The organism is Streptomyces sp. NPDC101776 (genome assembly GCF_044766845.1).
Classification (GTDB): Bacteria; Actinomycetota; Actinomycetes; order Streptomycetales; family Streptomycetaceae; genus Streptomyces.
Genome location: NZ_JBIWMV010000002.1, coordinates 758,254 through 782,800 on the forward strand (window position 1 = coordinate 758,254; position 24,547 = coordinate 782,800).

Annotated in this window: 13 protein-coding genes; 7 read left to right on the top strand and 6 right to left on the bottom strand. The window is 69.2% G+C overall.

The genetic code is table 11. The annotated features are described in order from the left end of the window. The first annotated feature begins 635 nt into the window (after positions 1-635). The gene (locus tag ACIRRY_RS09205; protein WP_403969654.1) at positions 636-2,645 is read left to right on the top strand and encodes an N-6 DNA methylase; all 2,010 of its coding nucleotides are present in this window, start codon (positions 636-638) and stop codon (positions 2,643-2,645) included. A 94-nt stretch (positions 2,646-2,739) separates the two neighbouring features. Here ACIRRY_RS09205 and ACIRRY_RS09210 read toward each other — a convergent pair whose 3' ends face one another. After that, positions 2,740-4,239 carry a serine/threonine-protein kinase gene (locus tag ACIRRY_RS09210; protein ID WP_403969657.1) on the bottom strand — a complete coding sequence of 500 codons (1,500 nt, stop codon included), beginning with the start codon at positions 4,237-4,239 and terminating at the stop codon, positions 2,740-2,742. A 526-nt stretch (positions 4,240-4,765) separates the two neighbouring features. Here ACIRRY_RS09210 and ACIRRY_RS09215 point away from each other — a divergent pair. The 5 genes from ACIRRY_RS09215 (at position 4,766) to ACIRRY_RS09235 (ending at position 15,667) form a co-directional block, all read left to right on the top strand. Continuing rightward, a complete protein-coding gene (locus ACIRRY_RS09215) occupies positions 4,766-6,058 on the top strand; it encodes a PD-(D/E)XK nuclease family protein (RefSeq protein WP_403969660.1) in 1,293 nt (430 codons plus the stop codon). Continuing rightward, positions 6,055-7,215: a hypothetical protein gene (locus ACIRRY_RS09220; protein ID WP_403969663.1), complete on the top strand. Its 1,161-nt coding sequence runs from the start codon at positions 6,055-6,057 to the stop codon at positions 7,213-7,215. The genes ACIRRY_RS09215 and ACIRRY_RS09220 overlap by 4 nt, the downstream gene beginning before the upstream one ends. Continuing rightward, complete coding sequence (locus ACIRRY_RS09225; protein WP_403969666.1) at positions 7,208-10,846, top strand: hypothetical protein; 3,639 nt, start codon at positions 7,208-7,210, stop codon at positions 10,844-10,846. The genes ACIRRY_RS09220 and ACIRRY_RS09225 overlap by 8 nt, the downstream gene beginning before the upstream one ends. A 41-nt stretch (positions 10,847-10,887) precedes the next feature. Beyond that, a complete protein-coding gene (locus tag ACIRRY_RS09230; protein ID WP_403969669.1) occupies positions 10,888-13,905 on the top strand; it encodes a pPIWI_RE module domain-containing protein in 3,018 nt (1,005 codons plus the stop codon). Between the two features lie 109 nt (positions 13,906-14,014). Beyond that, entirely contained in the window at positions 14,015-15,667 is a 1,653-nt protein-coding gene (locus ACIRRY_RS09235; protein WP_403969672.1) for an N-6 DNA methylase, read from the top strand. A gap of 28 nt (positions 15,668-15,695) precedes the next feature. Here the strand turns inward: ACIRRY_RS09235 and ACIRRY_RS09240 are convergent, their stop codons facing one another. From ACIRRY_RS09240 to ACIRRY_RS09260, 5 genes are all read right to left on the bottom strand, one after another. Next, on the bottom strand, positions 15,696-17,831 hold the full coding sequence (locus tag ACIRRY_RS09240) for a UvrD-helicase domain-containing protein (RefSeq protein WP_403969675.1): 2,136 nt from the start codon (positions 17,829-17,831) through the stop codon (positions 15,696-15,698). Between the two features lie 40 nt (positions 17,832-17,871). Further along, on the bottom strand, positions 17,872-19,131 hold the full coding sequence (locus ACIRRY_RS09245) for an McrC family protein (protein ID WP_403969678.1): 1,260 nt from the start codon (positions 19,129-19,131) through the stop codon (positions 17,872-17,874). Further along, complete coding sequence (locus tag ACIRRY_RS09250) at positions 19,128-20,945, bottom strand: DUF4357 domain-containing protein (protein ID WP_403969681.1); 1,818 nt, start codon at positions 20,943-20,945, stop codon at positions 19,128-19,130. The genes ACIRRY_RS09245 and ACIRRY_RS09250 overlap by 4 nt, the downstream gene beginning before the upstream one ends. A 102-nt stretch (positions 20,946-21,047) precedes the next feature. After that, complete coding sequence (locus ACIRRY_RS09255) at positions 21,048-21,500, bottom strand: PIN domain-containing protein (protein WP_403969684.1); 453 nt, start codon at positions 21,498-21,500, stop codon at positions 21,048-21,050. Next, positions 21,493-21,783, bottom strand: coding sequence for a type II toxin-antitoxin system Phd/YefM family antitoxin (locus tag ACIRRY_RS09260; RefSeq protein ID WP_403969687.1), 291 nt, complete (start codon positions 21,781-21,783; stop codon positions 21,493-21,495). Before ACIRRY_RS09260 ends, ACIRRY_RS09255 begins: the two co-directional genes overlap by 8 nt. Positions 21,784-22,082: 299 nt before the next feature. On the opposite strand from ACIRRY_RS09260, the gene ACIRRY_RS09265 reads away from it, so the two are divergent. Continuing rightward, a complete protein-coding gene (locus ACIRRY_RS09265; protein WP_403969690.1) occupies positions 22,083-24,482 on the top strand; it encodes a DUF2786 domain-containing protein in 2,400 nt (799 codons plus the stop codon). The last annotated feature ends 65 nt before the right edge of the window (positions 24,483-24,547 follow it).

The window sequence follows — 24,547 nt, forward strand, 5'->3', positions numbered from 1 at the left end:
CGACGCATGCCCTCGCGACGCACTCGGTGATGGTCCATACACTCCCGTCGATCCTGAATCCTCGCCCGGACGACTACAGTTGGACGCCGAGCATCAAGCCCTGACCGTCGGGGACAGGATCTTTCGTGGTGTGGACGAGCGGATGCGCTTCTACGACGTGGGCGGTCGGAAGGTACTGGATGCGTGGCTCGCTGCGCGTAGCGGACGACCGTACGGGCGGACCGGCAGCCCAAGGGGATGCCGCTCCCGCAGAGCCCCGTCGCCCTCCTCCCTCCCGGCGCAAGAAGAGGGACGACATCCGCTGACGGTTCCCCCTCAATCTGTCCGGGAACGTACCGAATGCTTCTTGTCTGGGGTCTGACCTCAGCCTGCGGCGCTTTGAACAGCCTCGGTCGCCTCATGCGGCGGAGCGTTGGGCCTCCACCAGCCGCTTGGCCCATACGACACCGCTGGCCCATCCACCACAAGCCCAGAGATCGGTGGATTTGAGGGCTGCGGATGTGACCCTGAGGCCTCATAGGGTTGCCTAAATGCTCGCAGTAGACTGAAAACTCAGTCAATCAATCCGCCATGAGGTATGCGGGGGTTCGTCGTGCCAGGTGGCACGGCAGGGGGTCGGCTTCAGAAAGGGCAGTATGACGCAGCGTGATGAGCGGGTTCTGGTGACGCTCGCCGAGATCGCTCGGTTCGCCGGCGTGGGACGCGCGGCCGTCAGCAATTGGCGGCGGCGGTTCGAAGACTTTCCTGTCCCTGTCGGGGGAAGCGACGCCAGCCCGCAGTTCGCACTCGACACAGTCGAAGAGTGGCTGCTGGCCCATGGCAAACTCCGCGCCTCCGCCGGGGTTCTGGATCGGCTGTGGCCCCATATCGAGGCACTCGGTGACCGTGACCGTATGGGACTCGTCATCGCTGAGGCGGGTCTGAGGCTTGGCTCCGCCTCGGCAGCGCGTGACTGGCCGGATGGAGTGTCTCAACTGTCCCCCAACGAACTTCGATTGGTGGACGAGGCGACGCAGGCCGGGCTGACTGTCAGTGGCGTGGAAGCCTTCAATGTTCTGTTGGAGCGCTGGCTGAGTACCCATGTCCGGCAGATCACCACCACACCTGTCCCACTTGCCGACCTCATGGTGGCACTCGCCGACGAGGCTCACGAGCGGCGCCCGGTGCGGCGTGTGGCAGATCCGGCCTGCGGTACCGGCACGCTGCTGCTGGCCGCCGTTCGACAATGGTCGGTGCGGGAACCGTTGCAGCTCACGGGCCTTGACATCGATCCTGTCCTGGTGCGGCTCGCGACGGCCCGACTGGCCCTGGCCATGGGGCACGAGCAGGTCGAGATCGTGATTGCCGATACGTTGCGCGACGCCCCCGTTGTGGGTGGTCCCGCGGACATCATCGTGTGCAATCCGCCTGCCAACGAACGGGACTGGGGCCACGCCGAGTTGGCCACGGACCGACGCTGGCTCTTCGGCCAGCCACCCCGCACCGAGCCGGAACTCGCCTGGGTGCAGCATGTCGTGTCCGCCCTGGCCGATGACGGAGTGGCAGTCGTCCTCCTGCCTCCTGCTGTGGCCTCCCGACGGGCCGGCCGCCGGATCCGGGCCGGGTTGCTGCGCGCCGGATCGCTGCAAGCAGTGGTCGCCTTGCCGCCGGGCGCTGCGCCGCCCTACGGAGTGGGGTTGCACCTCTGGGTTCTCCGGGCACCGGACACGAGCGAAGCCGAAGGGCGTGTCCTGCTGGTCGATGCGGCGGATTGCCGCCATACACCGACTGACGGCGGTACGCAGGTGGTCGACTGGGACGGGGTGCAGGAGCGGGTCTTTGCCGCCGTGCGCGGCGATGCCCCGCCCGGCGTCGTGACGGTGCCGGTGGTGGACCTGTTGGGGGAGGAGACGGACCTTACTCCTGCGCGCCACGTGCCACCCGCCGTCGCCACGTCCGCCGTCGAACTCAACAGATCTTGGACACGTTTCGACCAGACACTGCTCGCTGTGCGCGACGCCGGGCAGGCTTTGCGACCGCTGGCTTCGGCACGTTCGCCGCAGGTGCGTGTGGCCGTGAGCGTGGGTGAACTCGAGGCCGCCGACGCTCTCGCGCTGACGCCGGGCGGAGCGTTGCCCGAGGGAGCGCTTCGACGTGGTTCCCGTCCCGACCAAGGTGTGCCGGTCCTCATGGCCGCGCACCTGGGGGAGGGGCAGGGCGAACAATGGTGGATGGCTGCGGACGATGTGGAACGCGGTGAGCGGGAGCGCGAGTTGACCGTCACCGGCTTCGGGGACATCGTCGTCGTCACCACGTTCACGGAGTTCGACGCCTGGGTCGAGACATCTGCACCGAACGTGCTCGGCCCACATCTGCAGCGGCTTCGGGTGGATCCGGAGCGGCTCGACCCGTGGTTCCTCGCGGCCTGCCTTCGAGTGCGGTTCAACGCCCGCCAGGCCGGTACCCACGCATCAGTCAGCTCACGTGTGGACGTACGACGTCTCAGAGCGCTTCGGCTGCCGATGGACGAGCAGCGACGGTACGGAGCGATTCACCGGCAGTTGATCGAGTTCGAGCGGGCTGCTGCGGAACTGTCCTCGGTGTCGGGGTCGTTGGGCGGGACACTGTCCGAACTGCTGGCGGTGGGGCAGATCGCCACCGAGTGAGCAGGCCCCCGGCAGGCCGGTGTGCCGACGGGGCCTCTGCCCGACGATGCCGCGCGCACGAGCGGGCGTCCGTGGCTGTCTGCCGGTGCCCTGCTCAGTCCTGCGGCAGCCCGCCCAACAGCGCCTCTACGGCTGTGCGGTGGCCCCATTCGGCGAACTCGTCGCCGGACTCGCGGGCCCGCCGTACCACCCGCTGTGGCGGTGAGGGCAGCAGAGCACGCAGGTGTCGGACCGCAGCTTCCCACAGCGGGAACGCACGGTCCGTGCTGTCCTCCTCCGGAACCATGCACTCCGCCACCCCGATCCGGGCCTCCAGCCACCGTTCGTGCTCCGTTGTTCCCGCCTCGGCGCCGTCGAGGTCTCGTGCCAGCAACCGGTACCGTCCGCCCGCGCCCGGCCAGTCTCCTTTGTACCGGAGCCGGTCCGCGCACAGTAGGCGGGCTCGTACGACATCCGGATCACAGACTCCCCAAGGGCCGCGGACCTCTTTGAGCATCGCGTCGAGCCGTTCCGCCTGCGGCCCCGTCTCGCTGTGCGCCAATTCCTGCTCTGCTTCGGCCAGTAGCGCCTGGAACGCGGAGCGGTTCGGAATGCCGCCGACTTGACGGCGCACAATGGGCCGGCGATTGCGCCCCCGGATGGGTGGAGCGGCGGGCGCGGTCGCGGGAGTATCCGTGTTCATGCGGAAAGGGATGGTGGGGTCGGGGTCGAGCGCCGGGTCCGGCGCGGGGTCATCGGGCCTGGGGAGCAGGGGTGCGAGCGCCGCTGCTGCTCCACCTGCTGAGGGACGTGATCTGGGGTTCTTGGCCAGCATGCGCGCCACCAAGTCGGCGAGTCCGGGCGGAAGACCCGGGATGCGGTGGTCGATCCGGGGCGCCGGAGTGTCACAGTGCTGCTGCTCGATGATGTGCTCGGAGGCGCCGTTGAAGACCCGGTCGCCGGCGATGAGGCGGAAGACGGTACAGCCGACGCCGTAGATGTCGGCGGCCGGAGTGGGGTTGCGCTCTCCGAGGATGATTTCGGGGGCCTTGTAACCGAGACTGCCTGGGGTACGGCCCTCGGTGTGCCGGGTGGCGTCGGGATCGTCCGGAAGCGCGATGCCGAAGTCGACGAGGAACACCTCGCCGGATTCGGCGAGTATGATGTTCTGCGGCTTTATGTCCCGATGAACCACCCCTTTTGCGTGCACCCGCTCCAGGATCTGCAGCAGCTGGACGACGATCGATGCGGTGGCCGCCAGGGTGGGTCGGTGTGCTTCCAGAAAATCGCGCAGGTTCTTGCCGTCGATGAACTCGGTGACGAGATAGGGCCGTCCGCTGTAGAAGTCGTAGGCGATGAGGCGCGGAATGCCGTGCCCACCCAACTGCTCGTGCATATCTCGTTCGCGCTCGAAACGTTTGAGTTCGTTGGGGGTCAGTCGGCCGAAGTGATCCCCGCGGGCGGGCGTGGAATCGCGTGGCGGGCGGACCAGGAACTTCACCGCGACGATCTGGCCGGTCTTCAGATCCTCGGCCCGGTACACGGTTCCCATGCCGCCGCTCTTGGGCGCATGAGTGATCTTGAATCTCTCGGCGAACACCTGCCCACGGTCCATGCCCACACCCCTCTCGTAGCACTCCGTAGTCGATCGCGCACAGCGTAGTGGAAGCACCCCAACTAAATGTGCGTCGCTTGACTCTGTACACAGCCTACCTTCATGCTGAGGAGGTCCCGCTCAGCCGAGCTGTAAGGAGACGTCACTCGTGAGTGCGTTTCGGAAGCCGCCCCAGGTGGATGGCGACGATCAACTGGTCCGCATCGGCCTGCCGTTGCTGCGTCAGGAGCCGGACGCCTGCCCTGCCGGCCGTGCGCTGCGCGCCAGGCCTCTGTTGACCCAGCAACCCGATCGCAGCCGCCGAAAGCCGGTCGAAGACTTCCCCTTCGCTCCCTGGGGCAACCTCGTAGACTCCGTGGAGTATCGCGGCAAGTCCCTTGCCGAGGCTGTGGCGAGCCCTGTGAACGTGCGTCGCTGTTCCGAAGCGCACGTGCTCTGGGCCGCGGAGGCGGCAGGTACGTATCTCGCCGCCCGAGCCCGCGAGCAGAGCGTTCGGAGGGCTGCCGGACAGCTTGCCACTCGCCCCGTGCGGCAGCAGTGGGTCGGGGCGGATCGGCTGCGCGAGCCGGACGGCCGCGGCGCCGATCGGTACGAACGCACCGCGTGGGGGCGGCAGTACGCCAGCGAGGACGGCTCCCTGCGGGAGATCTGGATCCCGTCCATTGACTGCGTCAAGCGGGACCGGCCGCTGTCGGAGATCGCCGCTGCCGCGTACGTCGCGGCGAGTGGCGTTCCCGCTGACATTCCTTACGGCAAACGGGCCCAACTGCCGGAGAGCCACGGTGTACTGCCCCAGCGAGTCCGGGTCGTCGGCGTGGGACTCGGCGACGGCGGAACTCAGGTGTTGGCCGATTGGGACGCGGCGGAGGCCAAGCGTCAATTCGACGAGCACGCCAAGGAGTTGATGTCCAGCGCGGCCGACGGCAGCGAATTGCGCCCAGGTCAGGACTGCGCCCGCTGTGAAGCGCTCAACGGCTGCGCGGCCGTTCCGCGTGTGCCCGGACTGCTGGGTGTGCCGGCCCCGCTGCGTCCTCGTAAGCGGCGCAGCGTATCCGTCTCCGATCTGCGGGCCTACCGGGACTGCCCCGCCCGCTACTACCTCACCCGTGTCCTGAAACTCAGGGAGCGACGAACCGAGAACGCGGCAATCCGCCGGGGGCGGGCTGTGGACGCCTGGCTGAATGAGCGTCATGCCGCCCGACCCGGAACTCCCTGCCGACAGGTGTCGCTCCCGAAGGCCTTGCCCGGTCTGACTGCCGAGGAACTTCCTGCCGCGCTCGCCATGATCCGCCATCACCGGGGCCGCTGCCCCTTCGACGGACTGGCGGCGGACGAGACCGTCGAGCCGCAGCGGCGGCTTGCCGTGTACGACCCGCACGCCGACGTCGTCGTCATCGCCGATTGCGATCTCGTGCACACCGACCGGGGCGGCGTGGTCGTGCGCGAGACGAAGACGGCCTCGCACCGTTTCGGCGAGCGGCAGGAACTGGTTCGCACCTACCCCCAACTCGCCCTCGCTGTCCTTCTCATGGCCTCGGGAGCGCTGGGCGGTGATCCGCGCCGCTCGCGGATCGAGTTGGAGGTGCTGCGCGAGGACGGTGCACGGTTGGAGGAGGTCGACCCCTTCGACGCTGTCACACTCGACCAGTCCCGTCGCGTCATCACCGAACTCGCCGCCGCATGGGCGGCCGACGAGACCTACAGCGCGGCCCCCGCCCACGACTTCGACTGCGCCGACTGCGAGGCCCGCCGTTGGTGCACCTCGGCCCGGACCCCACGAGTCGATGGCGCGCGCCGCCCGGGGGAAGTTCTCCGATGACCCTCGACGATCCCGACACCGTCCCGCTCTCCGCGGAGGAATGGGCCGCCCACGACGGCGTACCCCTGCTGCGGACCCTCGCCAACGCGCTCATCGTCCTTGAGGCCGCCGTCGGTCTCGATGCCTTCGCACTGCCCTATCCGGCCGAGGCACAGCGCGCTCTGGACCGGACGGTGCTCACCTGCCTGCTGCACGGGGAACCGCCCCCCACCGGCCTCACCGAACTCGTCGACCGCTGCCGTACCCTCCCGCTCGCCGAATGGCCGCTCGGCCTGCCCCCCGATGCGATCGGCCCCGAGGACCGGCTGCTGGACGAGGAGTCCGGGCGCCCTACCGAGCTCTGCCACGAGTGGGCCTGGCGTACCCCGGACGCAGCCGTGGAGTTCCGCGACCGGCAGATCGTGCGGGCCGCACTGCGTGTGTGCCGGGAGTACGGCGACGAGGAGGCGTACACGGCTTTCCGCGGCCTGCTGGTGCACCGACCGGTCCTCACCCTGTTCGAGATGCACGAACTGGACGGGGACATGGTGCTCGAACCCGTCCGAGGTCTGATCCGGCAGATCTACCGGCCAGTGCCCGACTCCTACCTCCACGACGGCGCCTACACCTGCTGCGAGCGCTGCCTCACCCTCCTCGTACCCTCCCGGGACGGCGACTGGTGGTGCGAGCGGGACCGATGCAGACGGCAGGGCCCGGCCCCGACCGGGCGCCGGATCCTCCGGGAGACGGCCGGTGAGGTCTGCCAACTGGAGCGCCCACTGCGGCAGTTCGTGACCGGGCCGGGACGCGCGGAGGCCGACCTGGAACGCGACCTGCTGGCGCTCGGCCTCCAGGTACGTATGTGGCCCGGCTACGACACGTACGACCTGCTGGTGGAGTTTCCCGACGGCCACCGCTGGGCCGTCGACGTCAAGGACTGGGCGCACCCCTTCTTTCTTGGCCGCTCAGCCCGGCTGGTTCCGCAGGACCCGCCGTACGAAGAGGCGTTCTGGTGCGTGCCGGAACACCGCACGCTGGCCCGGCCCGGCTACATCGCCGCCTTCGAACGAGCCCGGCCCGCGCGGGCCCGAGACCTTCCGCTGCTCACCGACGTCGACCTCGTCGCGCGGGCCCGTGCCCGTCTGCGCACACTGAAAGGAGACACCGACCGTGCGTGACAGGGAGAGCTGGCACAAGCCGGTGAGCCGCGAACTGGCCCGGGTCTGGCACGGATCGCCGTCGGAACTGGAAGGCATGAAGTCCGTCCAGGTGTGCCAGGTCGAACTGGCCTTGCGGCTCTTGGAACGCATGGCCCCGGACGAGCCCGCGGAGGGCGCCTACACGCTGCTCGGCGGCTACCCGTTCGCCAAGGCGGCCGGCCTGGCACATACCCCGGAGCACGACACCATGCTCACCGCGGCCCGCCATCTGTTGTGGACGCTGCGCAGGGGCCGCGCCTGGCAGCAGATGCTGGATTCCTACCGCCGGGTTCCGGAGCGGCTGCGCGCCTATGACGTGCCGTTGCCCGGATCCGGCGAGCCGCCGCGACCGCTACGGCCCACCGTCGCCGCCGCCCGGACCGCCGTGTACGACGATGCCTTGGCGGGCCTTCCTGACTTTGCTCGCCGCCCGCTGTCCCTGGCTCCGGCCGGGCGCAGCCAGTTCCGCGAGCAGCGCCGCACCACGTCCGTCACCATCCCCGAACAACTCCTCTTCGAGCGCCCGCCGGGCCACGATCTCGTGGCGAACCGCCCCGGCGGCTCGAAGCCGCTGACCATGACGCGCGCCGAACTCGGCGACACCGCACGGTGGATGGACGACATGGAGCGCGAGGCCGACGTCGAACGGCCCGGACACTGGGCCGCCCGTCTGGCCGAGCTGCGGATCGCCCCGCGTGACGCCGACGGCCGCGGTTTCACCGACAGCGACACGCTCCGCCTCGATGGGTTGCTGCATCTCGTCGGCATGGTCGGCGCGGGCAAGAGCACCCTGATGGCACTCGTCGCGGTGTGGGGAGCCCAAAGAGGCCTGAGGACCACGCTCGTTGTGGGAGACGTGGCCGAACAGCTGCGCCTGTGCGAGCTGTTCACCCATCTCGACCTGCCCGCCGTACCCGTACTCGGCCCTACGGCCCGTCAGACCCACGTGGAGCGCCTGCACAGAAGGCTCGCCTCACGCGGCCTCGACAACCTCCTCGACCACGACGCCTACGGTTTCGACGAGTTGAGCACCGTATGCGTGGTGGACGCCCTCCGTGGCGCCGAGGCGGCCGAGCCACTGCGCTACGCCGACGCGCCCTGCACCACCCTCCACCCCGAAAAGCACAAGGCGGCGGACCACCCGGAGCCCGAGGACGGTCTGCCCGGCGTATGGGATCCGACGGCCCGGGTGGTGCGTGAACCGAAGCCGCGCCCCGACGACGAGCTGAAGGGCACCCCGCGCGGGTGCCCGATCTGGGCCGAGTGCCCGCGCCACCGCGCCGCCCGCCACCAGGTCGACGCCCTCATCTGGGTCGCCAACCCGGCCAGCCTCGTTCAGAGCGCCGTGCCCGCTCACCTCAACGACGAGCGGCTGCGCCACCTCGAACTCGCCTGCACCCGCAGCGACATCGTCTTCGTCGACGAGGCCGACGCCGTCCAGATGCGGCTCGACGACCTGTTCGCGCCGTCCGCGACGCTTGTGCGGCCCGACGTGGAGTCCTGGCTGGACCAGCTCCACACCCACAAGATCGAGGAGCTGTCGCGGTACGGCCGGCTGCCGCTGACCGACCGCGACGTGGAGCAGTGGAACGCGGCGCTTGCCGTCGTCACCACCACAACGGATCGGCTCTACCGGATGCTGATCTCCGAAGAGGACCTGTGCGAGTGGGTCGACATCGAGTACTTCAGCCCCTGGGCGCTTCAGGAGAAGCTGCTCGCCGACTGGTTCGGCGAACTCCCGGGGCCGGACGCCTACCGGCCCGCGGGCTCCGATGCCCCCGACGGCATCGCCGACGAGCGTGATCTGTACGAGGGATACGAGGACGACGAGGACGACCCCGAGCCTGAATCCCCAGTACACGAGAACCCCCGCCGTACCGAACTGACCCGCCTCCTCGATGCGTTCCGTGACGACCCGCTGGGCGGCCTGGGCCCGTACGGAACACTCACCGACGCCATGGTCGAGACGGTCCAGGACCTCCTGCACAGCCAGTCCCCGCCCCGCAGCCGGGAGCGAGTGCGCGCACTCCTACGGAGTCTCCTGGACGGTATTCCCGACCTGCCGCAGGGCGACGACCTCAAGTGGTACGAACTCACCTGCCGCAGACTGGAGTTCACCCTGTTGCTGTCCGCCCTGCACCAGCGTCTCGACCGGCTGACCTTCCTGTGGCCCCAAGTGGAAGCGGCCCTGCGGCTCGACAGCCAGGGCAAGGAACTCGCCCGCCGTGCCCCGCTGGACTACGCCCCCGTCATCCCCGAGGCGCCCATGGGCAACGTCCTCGGCTTCCAGTACCTGCGTGACGAACGGGAGCGCGACGAGGACGGACGGACCAGCGGCACCCTGCGCTTCTTCCGTTGCACGGGCGTCGGACGCGAGCTGCTGTACGCCTTCGCCACCCTCGGCTCCGACCCGGCGACCGGCCGCCCCGGCCCGCACGTGGTCCTGATGTCCGGCACCAGCTGGGCCGGTGAATCCACCCGCGCTCATGTCCTGGCCCCCGTGGGCGCAGTCCTCAAACCGTCCCAACGGTCTCTGGACGCCGTCGGACGCACCAGCTTCAGCACCCACTTCCTCTACGACGAGGACAACGGCAAACCGATGTTCCTCTCCGGGACGCAGCCCAAGGCCCGCATCGAACAGGCCCGCGCCATGGCCACCAGGCTGGGCCGCCTCGGGCCCGGCGGCTCCTCCAGCCCGCTCGATCTGGAACTCGCCCGGGTCACCGACGACTACCGCAAACGCGCCATCCTGCTGGTCGGCAGTTACAAAGAGGCGTACGCCGTCGCCGACACGCTGCGCCGCGAGGACCGCTGGCACGACGGGGTTCGCGTCCTCATGCCCGACGCCGCCGACCTCGACCTGGCGCTCGACGGCACCGACATGTCCTACGCCGCCACCCTGCGTCGGGGAGATCTCGCCCTGTTCGCGGAGGATCCGACGGCCGAGGTGCTTGTCGCACCGCTCATGGCGGTGGAACGCGGTCACAACATCCTCAACGCCCAGTCCACCGCGGCCTTCGGAACCGCACTGTTCCTTGCCCGGCCACACCCCCGCCCCGATGACCTGACCCTGGCGATCTACGCCGTCAACGACTGGGTGTGCCGCTTCGTGCGCGACCAGCGGCGTGACGACCGCCGCCAGGGCCCGGCCACCTTCAGTGAACTGGTCGCCCACGCGCACGACCTCGACCAGGCGGGTCGCGATCTGCGCACCGAGGGCCGTCAGGAGTGGCGGCGTCTGCTGAAGCGCCGCTACATCTACTCCCGCCTGCCTCCGTGGGAGAAGCGGGCCTTCGCATGGGACCAGTTGGTCACCATGTGGCAGGTCATCGGCCGCCTCGTGCGTGGCGGTGTGCCCGCCCGGGTGGTCTTCGTCGACGCCGCCTTCGCCCCGAGGCTCGCCCATGCCCTGGCCCCCGCGACGACCGATGAGGTCCTGCCCGCTGCCGACGGCCTGCTCAGGACGCTGGGCACCGCGCTTGCCCCGTACTTCTCTCCGAACGCGGACCCGTCCGCCTTCCAGGACCCCGCAGATCCCGTGGTCGCCAGGCTTCTGTACGAGCCGTTCCACGACGCGCTGCGCACCCTCGACCACCACGCGCGCCGCTGAGCGCGTTCCGTACTCCGCAGACTCCTCAGGAGTGATCCGCCATGGCTGCCGCGACCTACCGCAATGTTCAGACCGCTTCCTGGATCCCCGTGGACCGGGATGCCTCCATCATCGCCGACTACCGGGTTCTGCCCTTCCCGGAGCAGTGGCGTGAAGCGATCCTCACCCTCTGCAACGCGGGCCTCGCACCGGACGCCGAGCCCTGGCGCACGGTGCCGCCCCGCCGTCTGGAACAGGTGCTTCAGGCATTCGCCCCGGACGTGCTGGTGATGCCCCGCTCGCCCCACGAGCGCGGAGACGAGCCGGCCCGCTGGCTCTACGTTGCCGCGGACGCGCCCGACCCGTTGCCGTCCAATGTCCTCACCCCTCTGCTGAACCGCTGGCTCGGAGAACTCCGCCCCGAACGAGAGCACCGCGAACTGCTCAAGAGTGTCCGGACCCAGCTCGCCGCGGATCCGCCCGCGTGGGAGCCGGTACGTCGGGAACTCCTCGTGGGCGGCCTCACCAGTGGCGGCACCGCGGCTCCCGAGGCCCACCAATTCACGCTCGCCACCGACTGGTTGGCCCGGCGGATCCTCGACCTCGGCCCGTACCCGCACGATGCGGGATCCCTGCGCTTCCGGGCCATGCCACGCGGGCCCAAGGACAAGGGAGCCGAGCTCGTGTCGCAACCGCTGCCGCACGAGCCGGGCAAGCCCGCGGGCACCTGGTGGTTCTCGGTGGTCCTCAACATCACCCTGCACACCGTGCCCTTCGACCCGCTGCCCCGCTTCCATCTGCACTGGTCGATCCGGCGCTGGGCGACCCGCGTCGGTGCCAAGTCCGGCCGTCTGCACCTGCCCTACGGCAGCCGCACGACAGTACTGCTGCGCCCGCGCGTCCCCGTCCTGCCGGGCGTCCCGCTCAGTGAGCGGTTCGCCGTCGCGCAGCTGGAGCGGCGTTTCGACAAGGAGAAGGAGACCTTCGCGGACGGCTGGGCAGACGGCGGCCCCGCACGGCTGCTCGCGGACATCGCCTTCGGCGAGCCGTTCCCGGACGCGGACGCGATCCTCACCGACCCCGAGGGCTGGCTGCGACGCGAAGCCCGCGCCGGGATCGTGTATCGCACGGCCATGGGGACCCACGAGGTCAAGGCCGGTCTGATGTCCAACCAGTGTTCCCAGCTCACCGAGTGGGCCCAGCAGGCCATTCCCGAGCAGTTGCGCCCCGCCCCCCGGCTCGCACACACGGCGCTCGCCGGTGCGAAACCCCTCAACGCCCCGCCAGGAAGCGTAAAGAAGGAGGAGAAGGAGCAGGAGGCGGCTAGGCGGACGGCTGAGCGCCGGGCCGCCGTCGCCCATGCCGTCGCGGCCCTCGGTGACGTGCCGGACGACCTTCCGGTCCTTGAGGCCCGGCTGCTGTGGCAGACCGGCGAGATGCGCGCGACGGCGATTGCGGCACTCGTCGAGCGGCTCGGCCTCAAGGGCGACGGCGGAACTCCCACCGAGGAAGCCCACCGGGAGGCCACACCCGCGACCCCGGTCGTCTTGGAGTGGCAGGCCCCCGAACTCACCGTACGGCTGCGCTGCTACCGGCCCGTCCGGGACGGTGCCGAGAGCGCTGACGCGGCCGTCGCACTCACCGACGGACTGGCCGTCCCGGAGCGAGCCCGGCGCACCAGGGAGGTTGTCACGGCGGCCGTGCACGCTCGACGGACCGAAACCGCCGAGTGGCTGCGTCGGGACCGCACGGGCGGCACACCGACTCTGGCGCTCGTGGAGATCGACCGCCCCGAGGACTTCGAGACCCGTGACCACGATCCCAAGTTCGCGCTCCGGCTCGGCTGCGCGGACGCCGGCTTCGTGACCCAGTTCATGACGGTGCCCAAACAGGTCAAGGGCTACAACACGGTCGGCAACCAGCGTCACCGTGCGCTGATGGCCTGGGACGACGGCCTGCGCCAGCTCGGTGCTCGCGTGCACCCCGAGCACGGTCTGGAGGAGGGACTGCCCAAGGGGATGCGGTACGCGGCCGTCTGGATGGTGCGCAAGAACCGCACCACGCGCACCCGTTGGGCGGCCGACGTCCCGGTGGCGGTGCTGGTCACCCCGCATGCCCAGGGCAGTGGCCTGGCCAAGGTGCAGGGCTGGGACCCGGACGCGGACGACGGCGCCGGTGCCTGGGTGCCGTACCCGGCGATGCTGTTGAAGCTGACCCGGCTGGCCGAGGTCCGGCCCCTCGTTCCGGCACCGCGTGGCGCCGAGGACGCGCAGCAGGCAGGTGGGAAGCGGCGCAGTTGGCGCGCGGACCGTGCGGAGCAGCGACGACTGGCCGAGGAGTGGCTGCAGAAGGTACGAGCCTCGCTGCGCCGGGAGCCGACGCTGCTGTTCGTGGACGCGCAGAACGCCCGCTCGCACTGGACCTGGCTCCAGGACGGCCGTACGGTGCCGGACCGGATCCGCGACGGGCACGCCGAAGCGCGCCGCCTGGACGCTGATCTGCGGCTGCTGCGGGTGCGCTCGTCGGCCGGCCGCGAGACCCCCCAGTGGTGGGGCGTCAACCCGAAGGAAGGCCCCAATGGGATGCCCTCCCACCTGTGGTTGCCCGAGGGAGATGGCTCCGGCCGGGTCTTCTACTCCACCACTCCCAAGCCGGTGCAGTTCAAGAGTTCGGCCGTCGAGGCCGACAAGCTGGCCCCGCGTCCGATCCGCATGGGCAAGCGCAAGGGGCAGCCGACCATCGACACGGGTGAGATGGGCTGGATGCCCACCCTGGTCGAACTCGCTGTCCTCGGCTGTCACGAGGAGGACGGCGACGACCCCCAGGCGCTGGCCCTCACCGCCCACCTCCTGCGCCAGCCACCGGACTACCCCGAGGCGCTCGCTCTTCCTCTGCCCCTCCACCTGGCGGGCCTCGGCCAGCAGTATGTGCTGCCGACACGTGGGCAGGAGGAGGCGCCGGCGGCGGATCCCGATCCGGCGAAGTACCCTGCACCCGGGCTGGAGGAGGAACCCGAAGCCCGGGACCGCAGTGCCGAGGACGAGCAGCTGCTTCTCTTCGAGGAGGCGTTCCGGGGATGAAGGGGATACCGGAAGATTTAGTACACAAGTAGATTCCTGAATACGTCGTTAACGTCGTCAACGAATCCATTCATTGATGACGAGATGGACCTTGTGTACGGTTGCCGGTATGACGGACACCCCCACCCCGCCGACCGGTCCGCTGGTCACCGGCTCCGAGATCGCCAGGCTGGCGGGCGTCACCCGCGCCGCTGTCTCGAACTGGCGGCGACGCTACGACGACTTTCCAGCTCCGGCCGCTGGCGGTGTCAACAGTCCTCTGTTCGACCTGACCGAAGTGCAGGTCTGGCTGGACAGGCAGCGCAAGGGGCAGGACGTCTCGGTCGACGTGCAACTGTGGCAGGCGCTGCGCGGAGCATACGGCGACGACATGGTCGGCGGACTCGCGGATGTCGCCCGACTTCTCGCGGAGGGCGAGACGCCCGCCGGGCTTCCGTCCGATGTCGTCGGGCTCGCCCGCGAGTTCACCGGGAGCAGTGGTGCGGCCGAGGTGGTGAGTGCCCTTGCGGAGCGCTTCACCGACTCTGTACGCCGGGCCGGATCGGACCAGGTCACCTCGCCCCGTATTGTCCGGGCCGTACGCCACTTCGCCGGCGAGGTGGCCTCCGGCGCGACCTTGTTCGACCCCGCCTGCGGCATCGGCACTCTGCTGTTGGCCGTCGGTCCCGAGCAGGGCCTCGTGCGCCGGGGACAGGAGTTGGACGCCCGCAGTGCCCGCTTCGCGCAACTGCGGGCCGACCTCAGCGGACGTACCGGTGTGGTCGTCGCCACGGGAGACTCGCTGCGCGATGACCGGTGGGCGGAGCTGGGGGCCGATCTGGTCGTCTGCGATCCACCGGTCAGCGAGCCCGACTGGGGACGCGAGAACCTGCTGCTCGACTCGCGCTGGGAGTTCGGCATCCCGTCGCGTGCCGAAAGCGAACTCGCCTGGCTACAGCACGCCTACGCGCACACCGCGCCCGGCGGTCGCGTAGTCGTGGTCATGCCCGCCTCGGTGGCCTACCGCAAGGCGGGCCGCCGCATCCGGGCCGAGCTCGTACGACGGGGCATCCTCACCCAGGTCACCGCCCTGCCGCCCGGTACCGCGGCCTCGCACGCACTCCCGGTCCACCTGTGGCACCTGCGCCGCCCACGGGCCTTGGGCGATGCCGTCACCGTCGTGCGCATGGTCGATCTGACGGCCGGCGATCCGGACGGCTCCCTGGAACCGGGCCCCGGCCAGTTGGCGGAGGTTCCTCTGATCGATCTGCTCGACGATGCCGTGGACCTCACTCCCGGACGTCATGTCGAGGAGTCACATCGCGACTACGCGGTGGCATACCAGTCCCTGCAGCGGGAGTTGACCGAGCAGGTGCGGATGCTGGCGGAGTTGTTGCCGGCATTGGCCGCGGGAGGCGGGCCCAGTTCCCTGGACGGACCGACCGTCAGTGTCGCCGACCTCGCCCGCGCCGGGCTCGTCGAGTACGGAGACCCGGAGCCGGTCTCGGTCAGTGACCAGCTCAACACCGACTATCTCCAGGGCTTCCTGCGCAGCGTGACCAACACACGGCGCTCCACGAGCACCAGCGGTACCTTCCGCTTCGACGGCAAGGGCGCGCGTATCCCGCAGATGGACATCGCAGGACAACGGCGATACGGAGCAGCCTTCCGCGCTCTCCAGGAATTCGAGGAACGAACGCGGCGGGTCGCGGAGTTGAGCCGGGACGTGGCGAGCTTGGCGAGGGACGGCCTCGCCAACGGGGCCCTGGAACCCGAGAGTTGACGGAGCGTCATGTCCTTTACGGGGTAGGTCAGTTCAACTGCGGCACGAACGAGCTGACGGCCCCGTTCCACGAAACCGCCAGTGCCTCCCGAGCCCGGGTGCATGCGACGAACAGCAGGCACCGCTCCCGCAGCAGGTCCGAGTCGTGCTGCAACGCGTCCACGGCGACAGGCGTGACCTCACGGGCGAACGGCATCGCGCCCGCCGTCACCCCCAGGACGGCGACGCAGCGGAACTCCAGCCCCTTCATGGCGTGCATGGTGGCCAGCCGCACCCCGTTCACGGCTGGTCCCGGGTGGTCTCTGACCCTGACCACCGGCACCTTGGCACTGGCCAATCTGTCGTACGCCTTGTCCAGCAACACGTTGAAACGGGCGCACACGCCGATCTCCGAAGGGCGGATGCCCTGTGCCAACCAGCCCTCGATGCGCTCGACGAGGGCCGCGACCTCTGCCTGCTCGGAACCATATCCGTCCGTGTGGGGCCTTCGACCGTGCAGCAGAGAGCGATAGCCCGCCAGGCTGTCGCCGCCCTCACCGCCCAGATCGTCGACCGAAACCGGGCTGAGGATGCCGGTCGACCAGACGAGGATCTCCTCCGTGGAGCGGTAGTTGATGCGCAGACGGTAGGTGCGTCCGGCCACCGAGATCCCCAGAGACCTGAGGGAGACCTTCGAGTCGTAGATTCGCTGGTGCGGGTCACCCGTGATGAACAGGTCGTCGCTGCCGGGAGCCACCGCACCGCGCAGGACACGCCACTGGGCGGGGTGCAGGTCCTGAGCCTCGTCGACCACGACATGGTCGTGCGTGGGCGCCGAACCGGCCAGGAGGTCGGCCGCGCGTGCGCACACCTTCAGGTGCGTGGTGGCTTTCTGGTTGCGCAGTATCGACTCGAACAGCTCGACGGAGGACCACAGTTCGTCGCGTCGTGCCGACGGCAGCGCACTGCCGCGACCGCGCCGCACGGCGGTGCGATAGGCGTCGGGGGAACGCAGATCCTGAGCGAGGACGACGTTCCGGTACTCCTGAGCCAGGAACTGTTCCGACCACGGCAGCCCCAACTGCTTGACGACACGCTGCCACAGCTGTCGTTCCGCACGGTCGTTGACGAGGGAGGGGGACTTGCCGTCGAGGCGGGTCACGACTCCGTGCGCATAGGCGTTGACCGTGGTCACATCGACGCGGCCGAGGAGCACCTCGTCGCCGTCCAGGAGCAGGGACAGGTTCTCGCGCAGCGAGGCTGCCAGAGCGTTCGTGTAAGTGGTGAGGAGGACTCGGGTGTCGGGTGAGCGCGTGAGCAGATGCCTGACCCGGTGCAGGGCTGCAACCGTCTTGCCGGTGCCGGGGCCGCCGGTGATCTGGACAGGGCCGCCGTACGACATTCGGTAGGCGACCCGGCGTTGAGAAGGGTGCAGGAAGACACGCCAGGCCGCGAACGGCTTCTCCAGGATGTCCGCGAGCTCTTCGGGACCGGTGACCAGAGTGATACGGCTGGTGGTGTTGGCGATGGCGACGGCGAGGCTCTCGTCCGGGTCGGGGCTCGCGTCGACCGGTCGGCGCACGCCGACCACGTCTCGGTAGACCTCTTCGGGACCGAACCCCTCGGCGAGGTATTGGAGCACCTCGCACTGGTCCTCCGGCAACAGTGTCTCGAACGCCTGCAACTGCGCCTTGTCCACGATGGTTCGAACAGCACGCAACACCTGGTCGTCGACGCCGAGTTCACGCAGCACGGTGTCCGAGTACTTCGCGAAGAGCAGGGAGGTGGCGGCCGCGGCGGCTTTCTCCAGAGCCGGGGTCAACTGCTCGATGGCGACCACGTTGCGGACTTCGAGTGCCCTCGTCGCGGAGTTCGTCGTGTACAGCCGCTTGGCCGCCCAGCTGTACGCGTCGTCGTGCCGTACGACGTTGACGAGCAGGAACACGTCGCTGCCGTCGTTCGGGGCGAGAACGACACCGCGCCAGAAGTCGTTGATCCGGATGGTGCGCATCCGTGTGTCCTGTGAGTTCTGCACGGACTCCAGGTGGAGGCCCTTGTCTGCCTGTAGTTCGGGCACGGTGAGCAGCTGGAACTTCTTCATCGCCTTCCGCACGCCCGCCTTGACCGGCTTCTCCAGGACGTCGTAGCTCTCCCAGAAGCTGTTGGCGAACGCGAGCTGCGGCACGAGGTGAACTCCCCACCCTGGACGGACACTCCGCAGTCGATCATACGCGCGGGGTGTTCACCGTCCGTATGTCCGTATCGGCCATCCGCCGGGCGACCGCCTCGATGTCCGTGAGCAGCGCGGCCGGCTCCTGGTCGAGGTCCAGGGCGTGCTGGTGGAGGACGATGCCCGCGTGACGCACCTGGTGGGCTGCGTGCGAGGCGTTGCCTTTCGCGTACACCAGGTGCCCCTCGCGCAGACCGAGAGCGGTGCAGTACGCGAGCATCTGGTACAGATCCGCATCCGGATATCCGTCCCGTTTCTCGGCCTTGTACTTGGCGTCCGCCACCGCGCACGGCACTCCGTCCACGCCGTACAGCACGAAGTCGGGCTTCATACGGATCGCCGCGGCGGAGTCGAGGTGGTGCGGATCCTGGAGACGGGCCGTGTGCCCGGTGCCCCGGAACGCCTCCCGCAGGGCCACGGTCACGAAGTCCTCGAAGAGCTTGTTCATGTCGAAGAGGAATCCGTCGACGTGCAGTCCGCCGGGCGTGTGTTCGGCGGAGGCGCCGTCGAGGACCGTGCGGGCGAGGTGCAGAGCCTGGTGGTAACGGGAGTTGAGACGGGTGGGCTGCCAGCCGGGAAGTGACTGTCCACGCACGATCGTGGTGACATCGGCCAGCCGGGCGCGCTGGTGCAACAGCCTGCGCCGTACCTCACGCGGGACACCCGGCAGACGCAGCAGACGTTCGACGGCGGCCCGCAGGATCCGGTTCTCCGCGATATCGGTGGTGAACTCGTCGTACGCCACTTCCACCGGCAGCGTCATGCCGAAGCGTCGCCGTATCTGCTCGGCTTCCCGGATACGTCCGCGTACGACGAGCGCGGCCTCCTCTGTCGCCCGGTAGCCCTGCAACAGCCCCTGCCGCAGGGCGCGGTCCACCTGCCGTTCCACAGCGTGGGCGAGGGCGGGCAGCACCTCGCGGTGCTCGGCCACCGACACCTGTCCGTCCCGCCAGGCACCCTTCGGGTCAAGGCTGTGACCGAGCAGGAAGAAGAGCCGGGCGACGGGCACCTTCGGCGTGATGCGGACGGTGACCGGCTCTCCGCCACCCGGGACCGCGACGGCCACGGCGCCGACCTTGCTGCCGGCCCGCAGTGACCAGCGGCCCGGTGTGTACGGGTCCGGGGCGGCGTCCACGATGCGCGCGGCGGCGAGGGCCCGGCCGACGGCGTCCGACAGAGGAACGGAGACGGCCGGTGCGTGCTCGACGAGATGCACGGACTCATCGGCCGATACGGACTCGGTGCCGGCGTTCACGCCAGTGACTCCCGCAACGCCGCGAGACCGTACCGCTTCTCGATGTCCACGCCCTCCCCGTAGTGGTGCTCCTCAAGCAGGGGCAGGATCTTCGTCCGCCAGGTCCGCTCCAAACCGCCCTCCCGGTAGACGCCCTTCTTCATCAGGTACGAGGGCCCGATGCGGAAGTCGGCGTCGTCGATGCGGGAGTTGAGTGCGTCGAGCAGATCGGCGGGCTCGCTGTCCTTGCCCTCGTCGGCCAGCCAGCGGCGCAGCAGCCCACTCGTCGGCTCCGTGCGCGGGGACAGCTCGACGAAGGCGAAGCGGCGACGCATCGCCGTGTCCACGAGCGCGATCGAACGGTCGGCGGTGTTCATGGTGCCGATCACGAACAGGTTCTTCGGGAGCGCGAAGTCGTCGCCGGAGTAAGGAAGTTGAACGGACTTGTTCCGGTACTCAAGGAGGAAGTACAGCTCACCGAAGACCTTCGCCAGATTGGCGCGGTTGATCTCGTCGATGATCAAGAAGTGCGGGATGTGCCGATTGCCCTCACGGCCCGCGAGGGCGGCCAGCTCACGCAAGGGACCCGCGGTGATCCGGAAGGCGACCTCCTTGGTCTTCGGGTCCTCCTTCGGCCGGAACCCCTCGACGAAGTCCTCGTACGCGTAAGAGGGATGGAACTGGATCAGTTTCACCTGCTCGGGCCCGCCGCCCAGGAACTCGGCGAGTTTGAGTGCCAGATACGTCTTGCCGGTACCCGGCGGGCCGTACAGCACCAACTGCCGCTCGTCCGCGAGCAGATCGCGCACCTCGCGCAGCCACTCTGTGTCGTGCACCAGCAGCTCGGCCGCCAACTCGTCCGTCGGGTCCGGCAGTTCCAGCTCACGGCGGGCGACCAGGGCGGGGATCTCCCCGCTCGGATCCCGCTCTATGGCCTCGGCCTCCTCCACCAACTCCTCGTCGCTCAGGCCGAGCCCTTCGACGAGGGCCTGGACCGAGGAGAGGTCGACGACGTCGTGCTGGATCGACAGCTTCTGCTGGAGCTCCTCCGGCAGGTCGTCGTACGGATATCCGGTCGGCTGCCATTCCACCGGCCGGCGCAGATTGGACCGCCGGTCCTCGGACTCCGTCTGCTCCGCCTCGCCCGTGATCTCACCGACGTACAACTCCCCGCCAGAGATCGTGCACACCGTGTCGCCGGGCTTCACGCGGGAGAGGAAGGCGTGCAGTTCCTCGACGAGCTGCTGCTTCTGGCCGTAGGTGGCCGTCGACTCGTAGTCCTCCTGGACGAAGGTGCGCAGGTCGTCCTTGCTGGTTCCTTGCTGAACGCCCTGCCGGAGTCGGGAGGCAGCGAGCGAGACCCGGCCCTCCGGAAGCCAGAGGCGCTGGACCAGGTCAAGCCCGGTGACGTTCGAACCGCGGATCAGCCAGGGGCGGTTGGGGCCCATCCACATACCGGGCATGAAGTCGCCCAGGGGGCGATTGTCCTCGGTCTTCCAGTCGACCCAGCCGTTGGCACTGCGGCCGGTCAGCACCGCCGCGGCCTCGGAGGAGGAGTTGAACGTGATGGTGTCGGTGGTCTCCAGCCAGGTCGGCCAGTTCTTCGACGGCATGATCCGTCCCTGCCGGATCAGCTCCTCGCGCAGCCGGTGGGCGGACGCCACGCGCGTGGCGAACGACGGCACCACCTCGGGCCGCACGGGCTCTCCCGGACCGACGACGAACTTCCGGCTGCCGTTGGTCCCCTTCGCGTCGGTATGCCGCCCGTGAGCCACCGGCCCGCCGTTCGGCAACCGCAGCCGGAATTCCGGGTACTCCGTGTGCTCGTCGACCATTGGTCCTGCTCCCCCTCGACAGAAGATCCCTTAACAGTAGGGGCCCGTACTGACAACGGCCCCGAACCGTACGGGCCGTCGCCGGCTACGCCCCAGGAGGCGTCACAGGTCGTCGGGGAGCAGCCGGAAGGCAGGCTGGCCGGTGAGTGGTCGCATCATGCGGAAGTGGCCGTCGGTGGTGAACATGTCCGCCGTCTGGAACGCCGACGCCAGGGCGACATTCATCGCGTCGACGAGCCCGACCCCCGCCCCGCCGTCCGCGTCCGCGTACCCCCGCATCACGGCCATGGCGCTCCGAAGATGTGGTGCGGTGTCGGGGATCTCGAACCTGAGCGCCTCCGCCTGTCCGGCGATGAAGTCGAGCGCGTTCATGGCCGCCGCGGGGCCGACCCGCGAGGTCAGCAGACAGTCGAGTTCGGTGAGCACCATCGAGGAGACCACGAGGTGGCCGGTCTGGGCGAGGGCTTCCCGGTGTGCCGCGTGGCGGGGATCCTTGGGGGTGAACAGCCGGTACAGGGCGTTGGTGTCGGCGATGGCTACCTGAATGTCAGTCATCGGTTCCCGTGGCGTCCACGGCTGTGCCCATGCCTCGCAGCGCCGCCTCGATCTCGTGGTCGTCCAGCACGGGGCCGCCCAGGTCCGGAAGGTCCAGCTCACCCATGGCGTCGGTCCGGAACGGATAGGCGGGCCGGCCCGTCAGCGCGCCGCGGGGCACGATGTCTCCGATGGGTACCCCGTCCTTGGTGATGGTCACCGTCTCCCCGGCTGCCACACGGGCCAGGACCCGCGATGTCTGCTGGTTGAGCTCCCTCAGCGGGACCTCCGCGCTGTCACCCATGTCTCTACCGTACTACTCGTTCTACATGGCGGCGAGCGGCTGCCCCTGCCGGCCGTGACGCGGGCCGTCGCTCCGTGCCGTCTGCCAGGTCAGGTCGCCGGCGATGCCGACTCGTTGGCGCCTGGGCCGAAAAGGCCGGTCCTGTCGGCTGTCGAGCCTGGTGTGGTCTCACACGCAGCCTCTGGCGAGCCACTGGCAGGGGCTGCGATCCGTCCGCGGTCGAGGCCCCTAGGATGTGAACTCGTTTTCGATCGCGGGGCGCGGACAGCCGCCTGGTGCGGTTGGCCCACGGGGAGGGCATGAACGTCATGACGGAGCAGAGCGCAGCCCATTCACCAGCCTCGGCTTCGGGCTTCGGCCTGGCCCGAAAACTCTGGCTACGGGACCGAGTCACCGAGTTGAGTGAGGTACTGAGCGATTTCGGGCCGCGGTTGCACGCGCTGATACCCACGGATCTGGGTGACCGGCGGCTGGTGGGTGCCTTGGTCCTGTGCCGCGTCGCGGCCGACGAGGCGCGCGTCCAACCCGTGCCGGAGACAGTCGCGTGGCTGGAGCTGTTGATCCCGCACGGCCACCGCCACGACCTGGCCGACGCCGTGCGCGGACTGCGCTCAGACCTCGTCACGGCCGAGGACCCCGCACTGTGGTCCTGGAATGCGGGGGCGTGGGAGGAACTCGTCCTCGCGCTCTGGAGGCGTGAACGGGCCGGGGCTGTCGGGCAGGTCCGGGCCGATGATGAGCTGGTCTCCCGTTGGGGTGTCCGGGCGGCGGGCACGGCCGGCGTTCCGCACCCCGAGTGGACACGGCACGACGAGAAGGGGTTGTCGCTCACGTCCCTGGCCGACCACCTGGAGGCCGAGGCCGAGGAACCCCAGAGACTGCTCGCTCAGGCGGTCCTGTCGCAGCCCCGTGCCGCCGAGGCGATCGAGAACTCACTGGCCGGGTACGAGGAAGGCCTCCAGAACGCCGGACACCTTGCATACATCGCCGAACAGCAGCTCCTTGAAAGGGAGTTGGGGAGATGGTGTGACACGCACGCGCGGGGTGCGTCCCAAGCGACGGACGAGTTCCTGACGGAGCTGTACGAGTGCGCCGAGACCTACGTCATTGAGTCCCTCGATCCGCTGATCGGCTCGCTCTCGGCCTGTGAGCGGAACCTGCTTCACACCGTCACGGTTCCCGAGCGGCGCGCACGGAACGAGTACCTGACCGAATTCCTCGACTGCGTGGCGAACCCTTCGGCAGGCGCGTGGACGGACGGGGCACTCGATATCGACGTCGCCCACCAGGCCGCAGAACACCAAGCGCGCGGAGAGCTGACCTGGCATGTCATGCGCGGCTCCGTGCCGGTCTGGTACCACATCGTCACTTCCCCGCAGGAACGGGCAGCCGCACTGGCCTTCTCCGGAGCGGCTTCGGCGTCCGCGATCCGTGTGCACGCCGATGTCGTCGTAGCGCGTCAGGGTGTTCTGTTCGAAGAGCTCGCATCCGACGAGGCTGCCGACGGCCCGGAGGACTGGTACCCCGAACCCGGTGTCGAACTGCGCTACTCCAGGCACAGCGCCACTGATCTGTGCGAACTCCTGACTCTGGCCGAACTCGGCCACGCCCGGCTGGAGTTCGTGATCCGGGGCGCGGACGGCAGGTTCGTACCGCTCCGGTCGTTGCGCGCCGAGATCCCGGAGGCCGACGCCGAGGACTGGCGCCAGGGCGCACTGCACGGCCTGCGGAAACTGGTGCCGAACGCCGACGACCTGGCGGACGCGATCGCGTCCGAAGGGCCCGTGGACGAGCAGAAGGATGAAGACGAAGAGTGGTGGGACGACGAAGACGACGAAGACGACGACGGGGAAGACGAGCAGGAACAGCCGGAGGCCACCACCACGGCGAGCGGCTCGGACACCCCTGAGGCGCCTGCGCCGCCCAAGCCGGGCCAACTTCCTGCCGACGTACTGGCCAAGGTGAGGGCCATCCTGCGGCAGGCCGAGGACCCGGCGGCGACGCGGCCCGAGGCGCAGGCCTTCCTACAGAAGGCGGCGGCCCTGATGACCAAGTACGGCATCGAGCAGGCCATGCTCCGGGGCGACGACCCCACCCGCGAACAGCCGGCGGACCGTGTGGTCGAAGTCGTCTCGCCGTGGATGCGCGAGTGCAAGCGGCTCCTGTCCTCCATCGCCTACGCGATGCGCTGTCACCCCATCTATCCCGGCGGCAAGGCCAACACTCACCGGGTCCACATCTTCGGCTTCGCCTCGGACCTGCACTCCGTCGAGGTCTTGTACGCGAGCTTGCGCCTACAGATGCTGCAGGGTGCCGAACGGGCGGACGTACGGTACCGGCCGCCGGGGGAATTCCCGCGTGCCTACAAGCGCTCCTGGATGCTCGGCTTCATCCGGGCCGTGGCCTTGCGGATCGCGGAGGCCGAGCGCACGGCCCGGGAGGACACAGAGCGCGATCGCACCGAGACCGCCACGAGCGCCCCCTCCGCGCAGGGGCGCAGTGTGGCACTCGTCCTCGCCGATCGAAGCACCCAGATCCAGGCCGAGGTCGCCGCCCGCTACCCGAAGGTCGGGAAGGTGCGCCGTACGCGCTTCACCGGCAGCGGATACCGACAGGGGCACGTGGACGGGCAGCAGGCCGACATCGGTGGCCTCGCGCTGGACGACGAGAGCGGGGAGCTGGACGAGCTCATCGCCTGATCGTCGCGGCTGTACCGCCGCGCGCAGGGTAGCCGTGTTGCGATTTTCGCATCTCGCTCGTATGG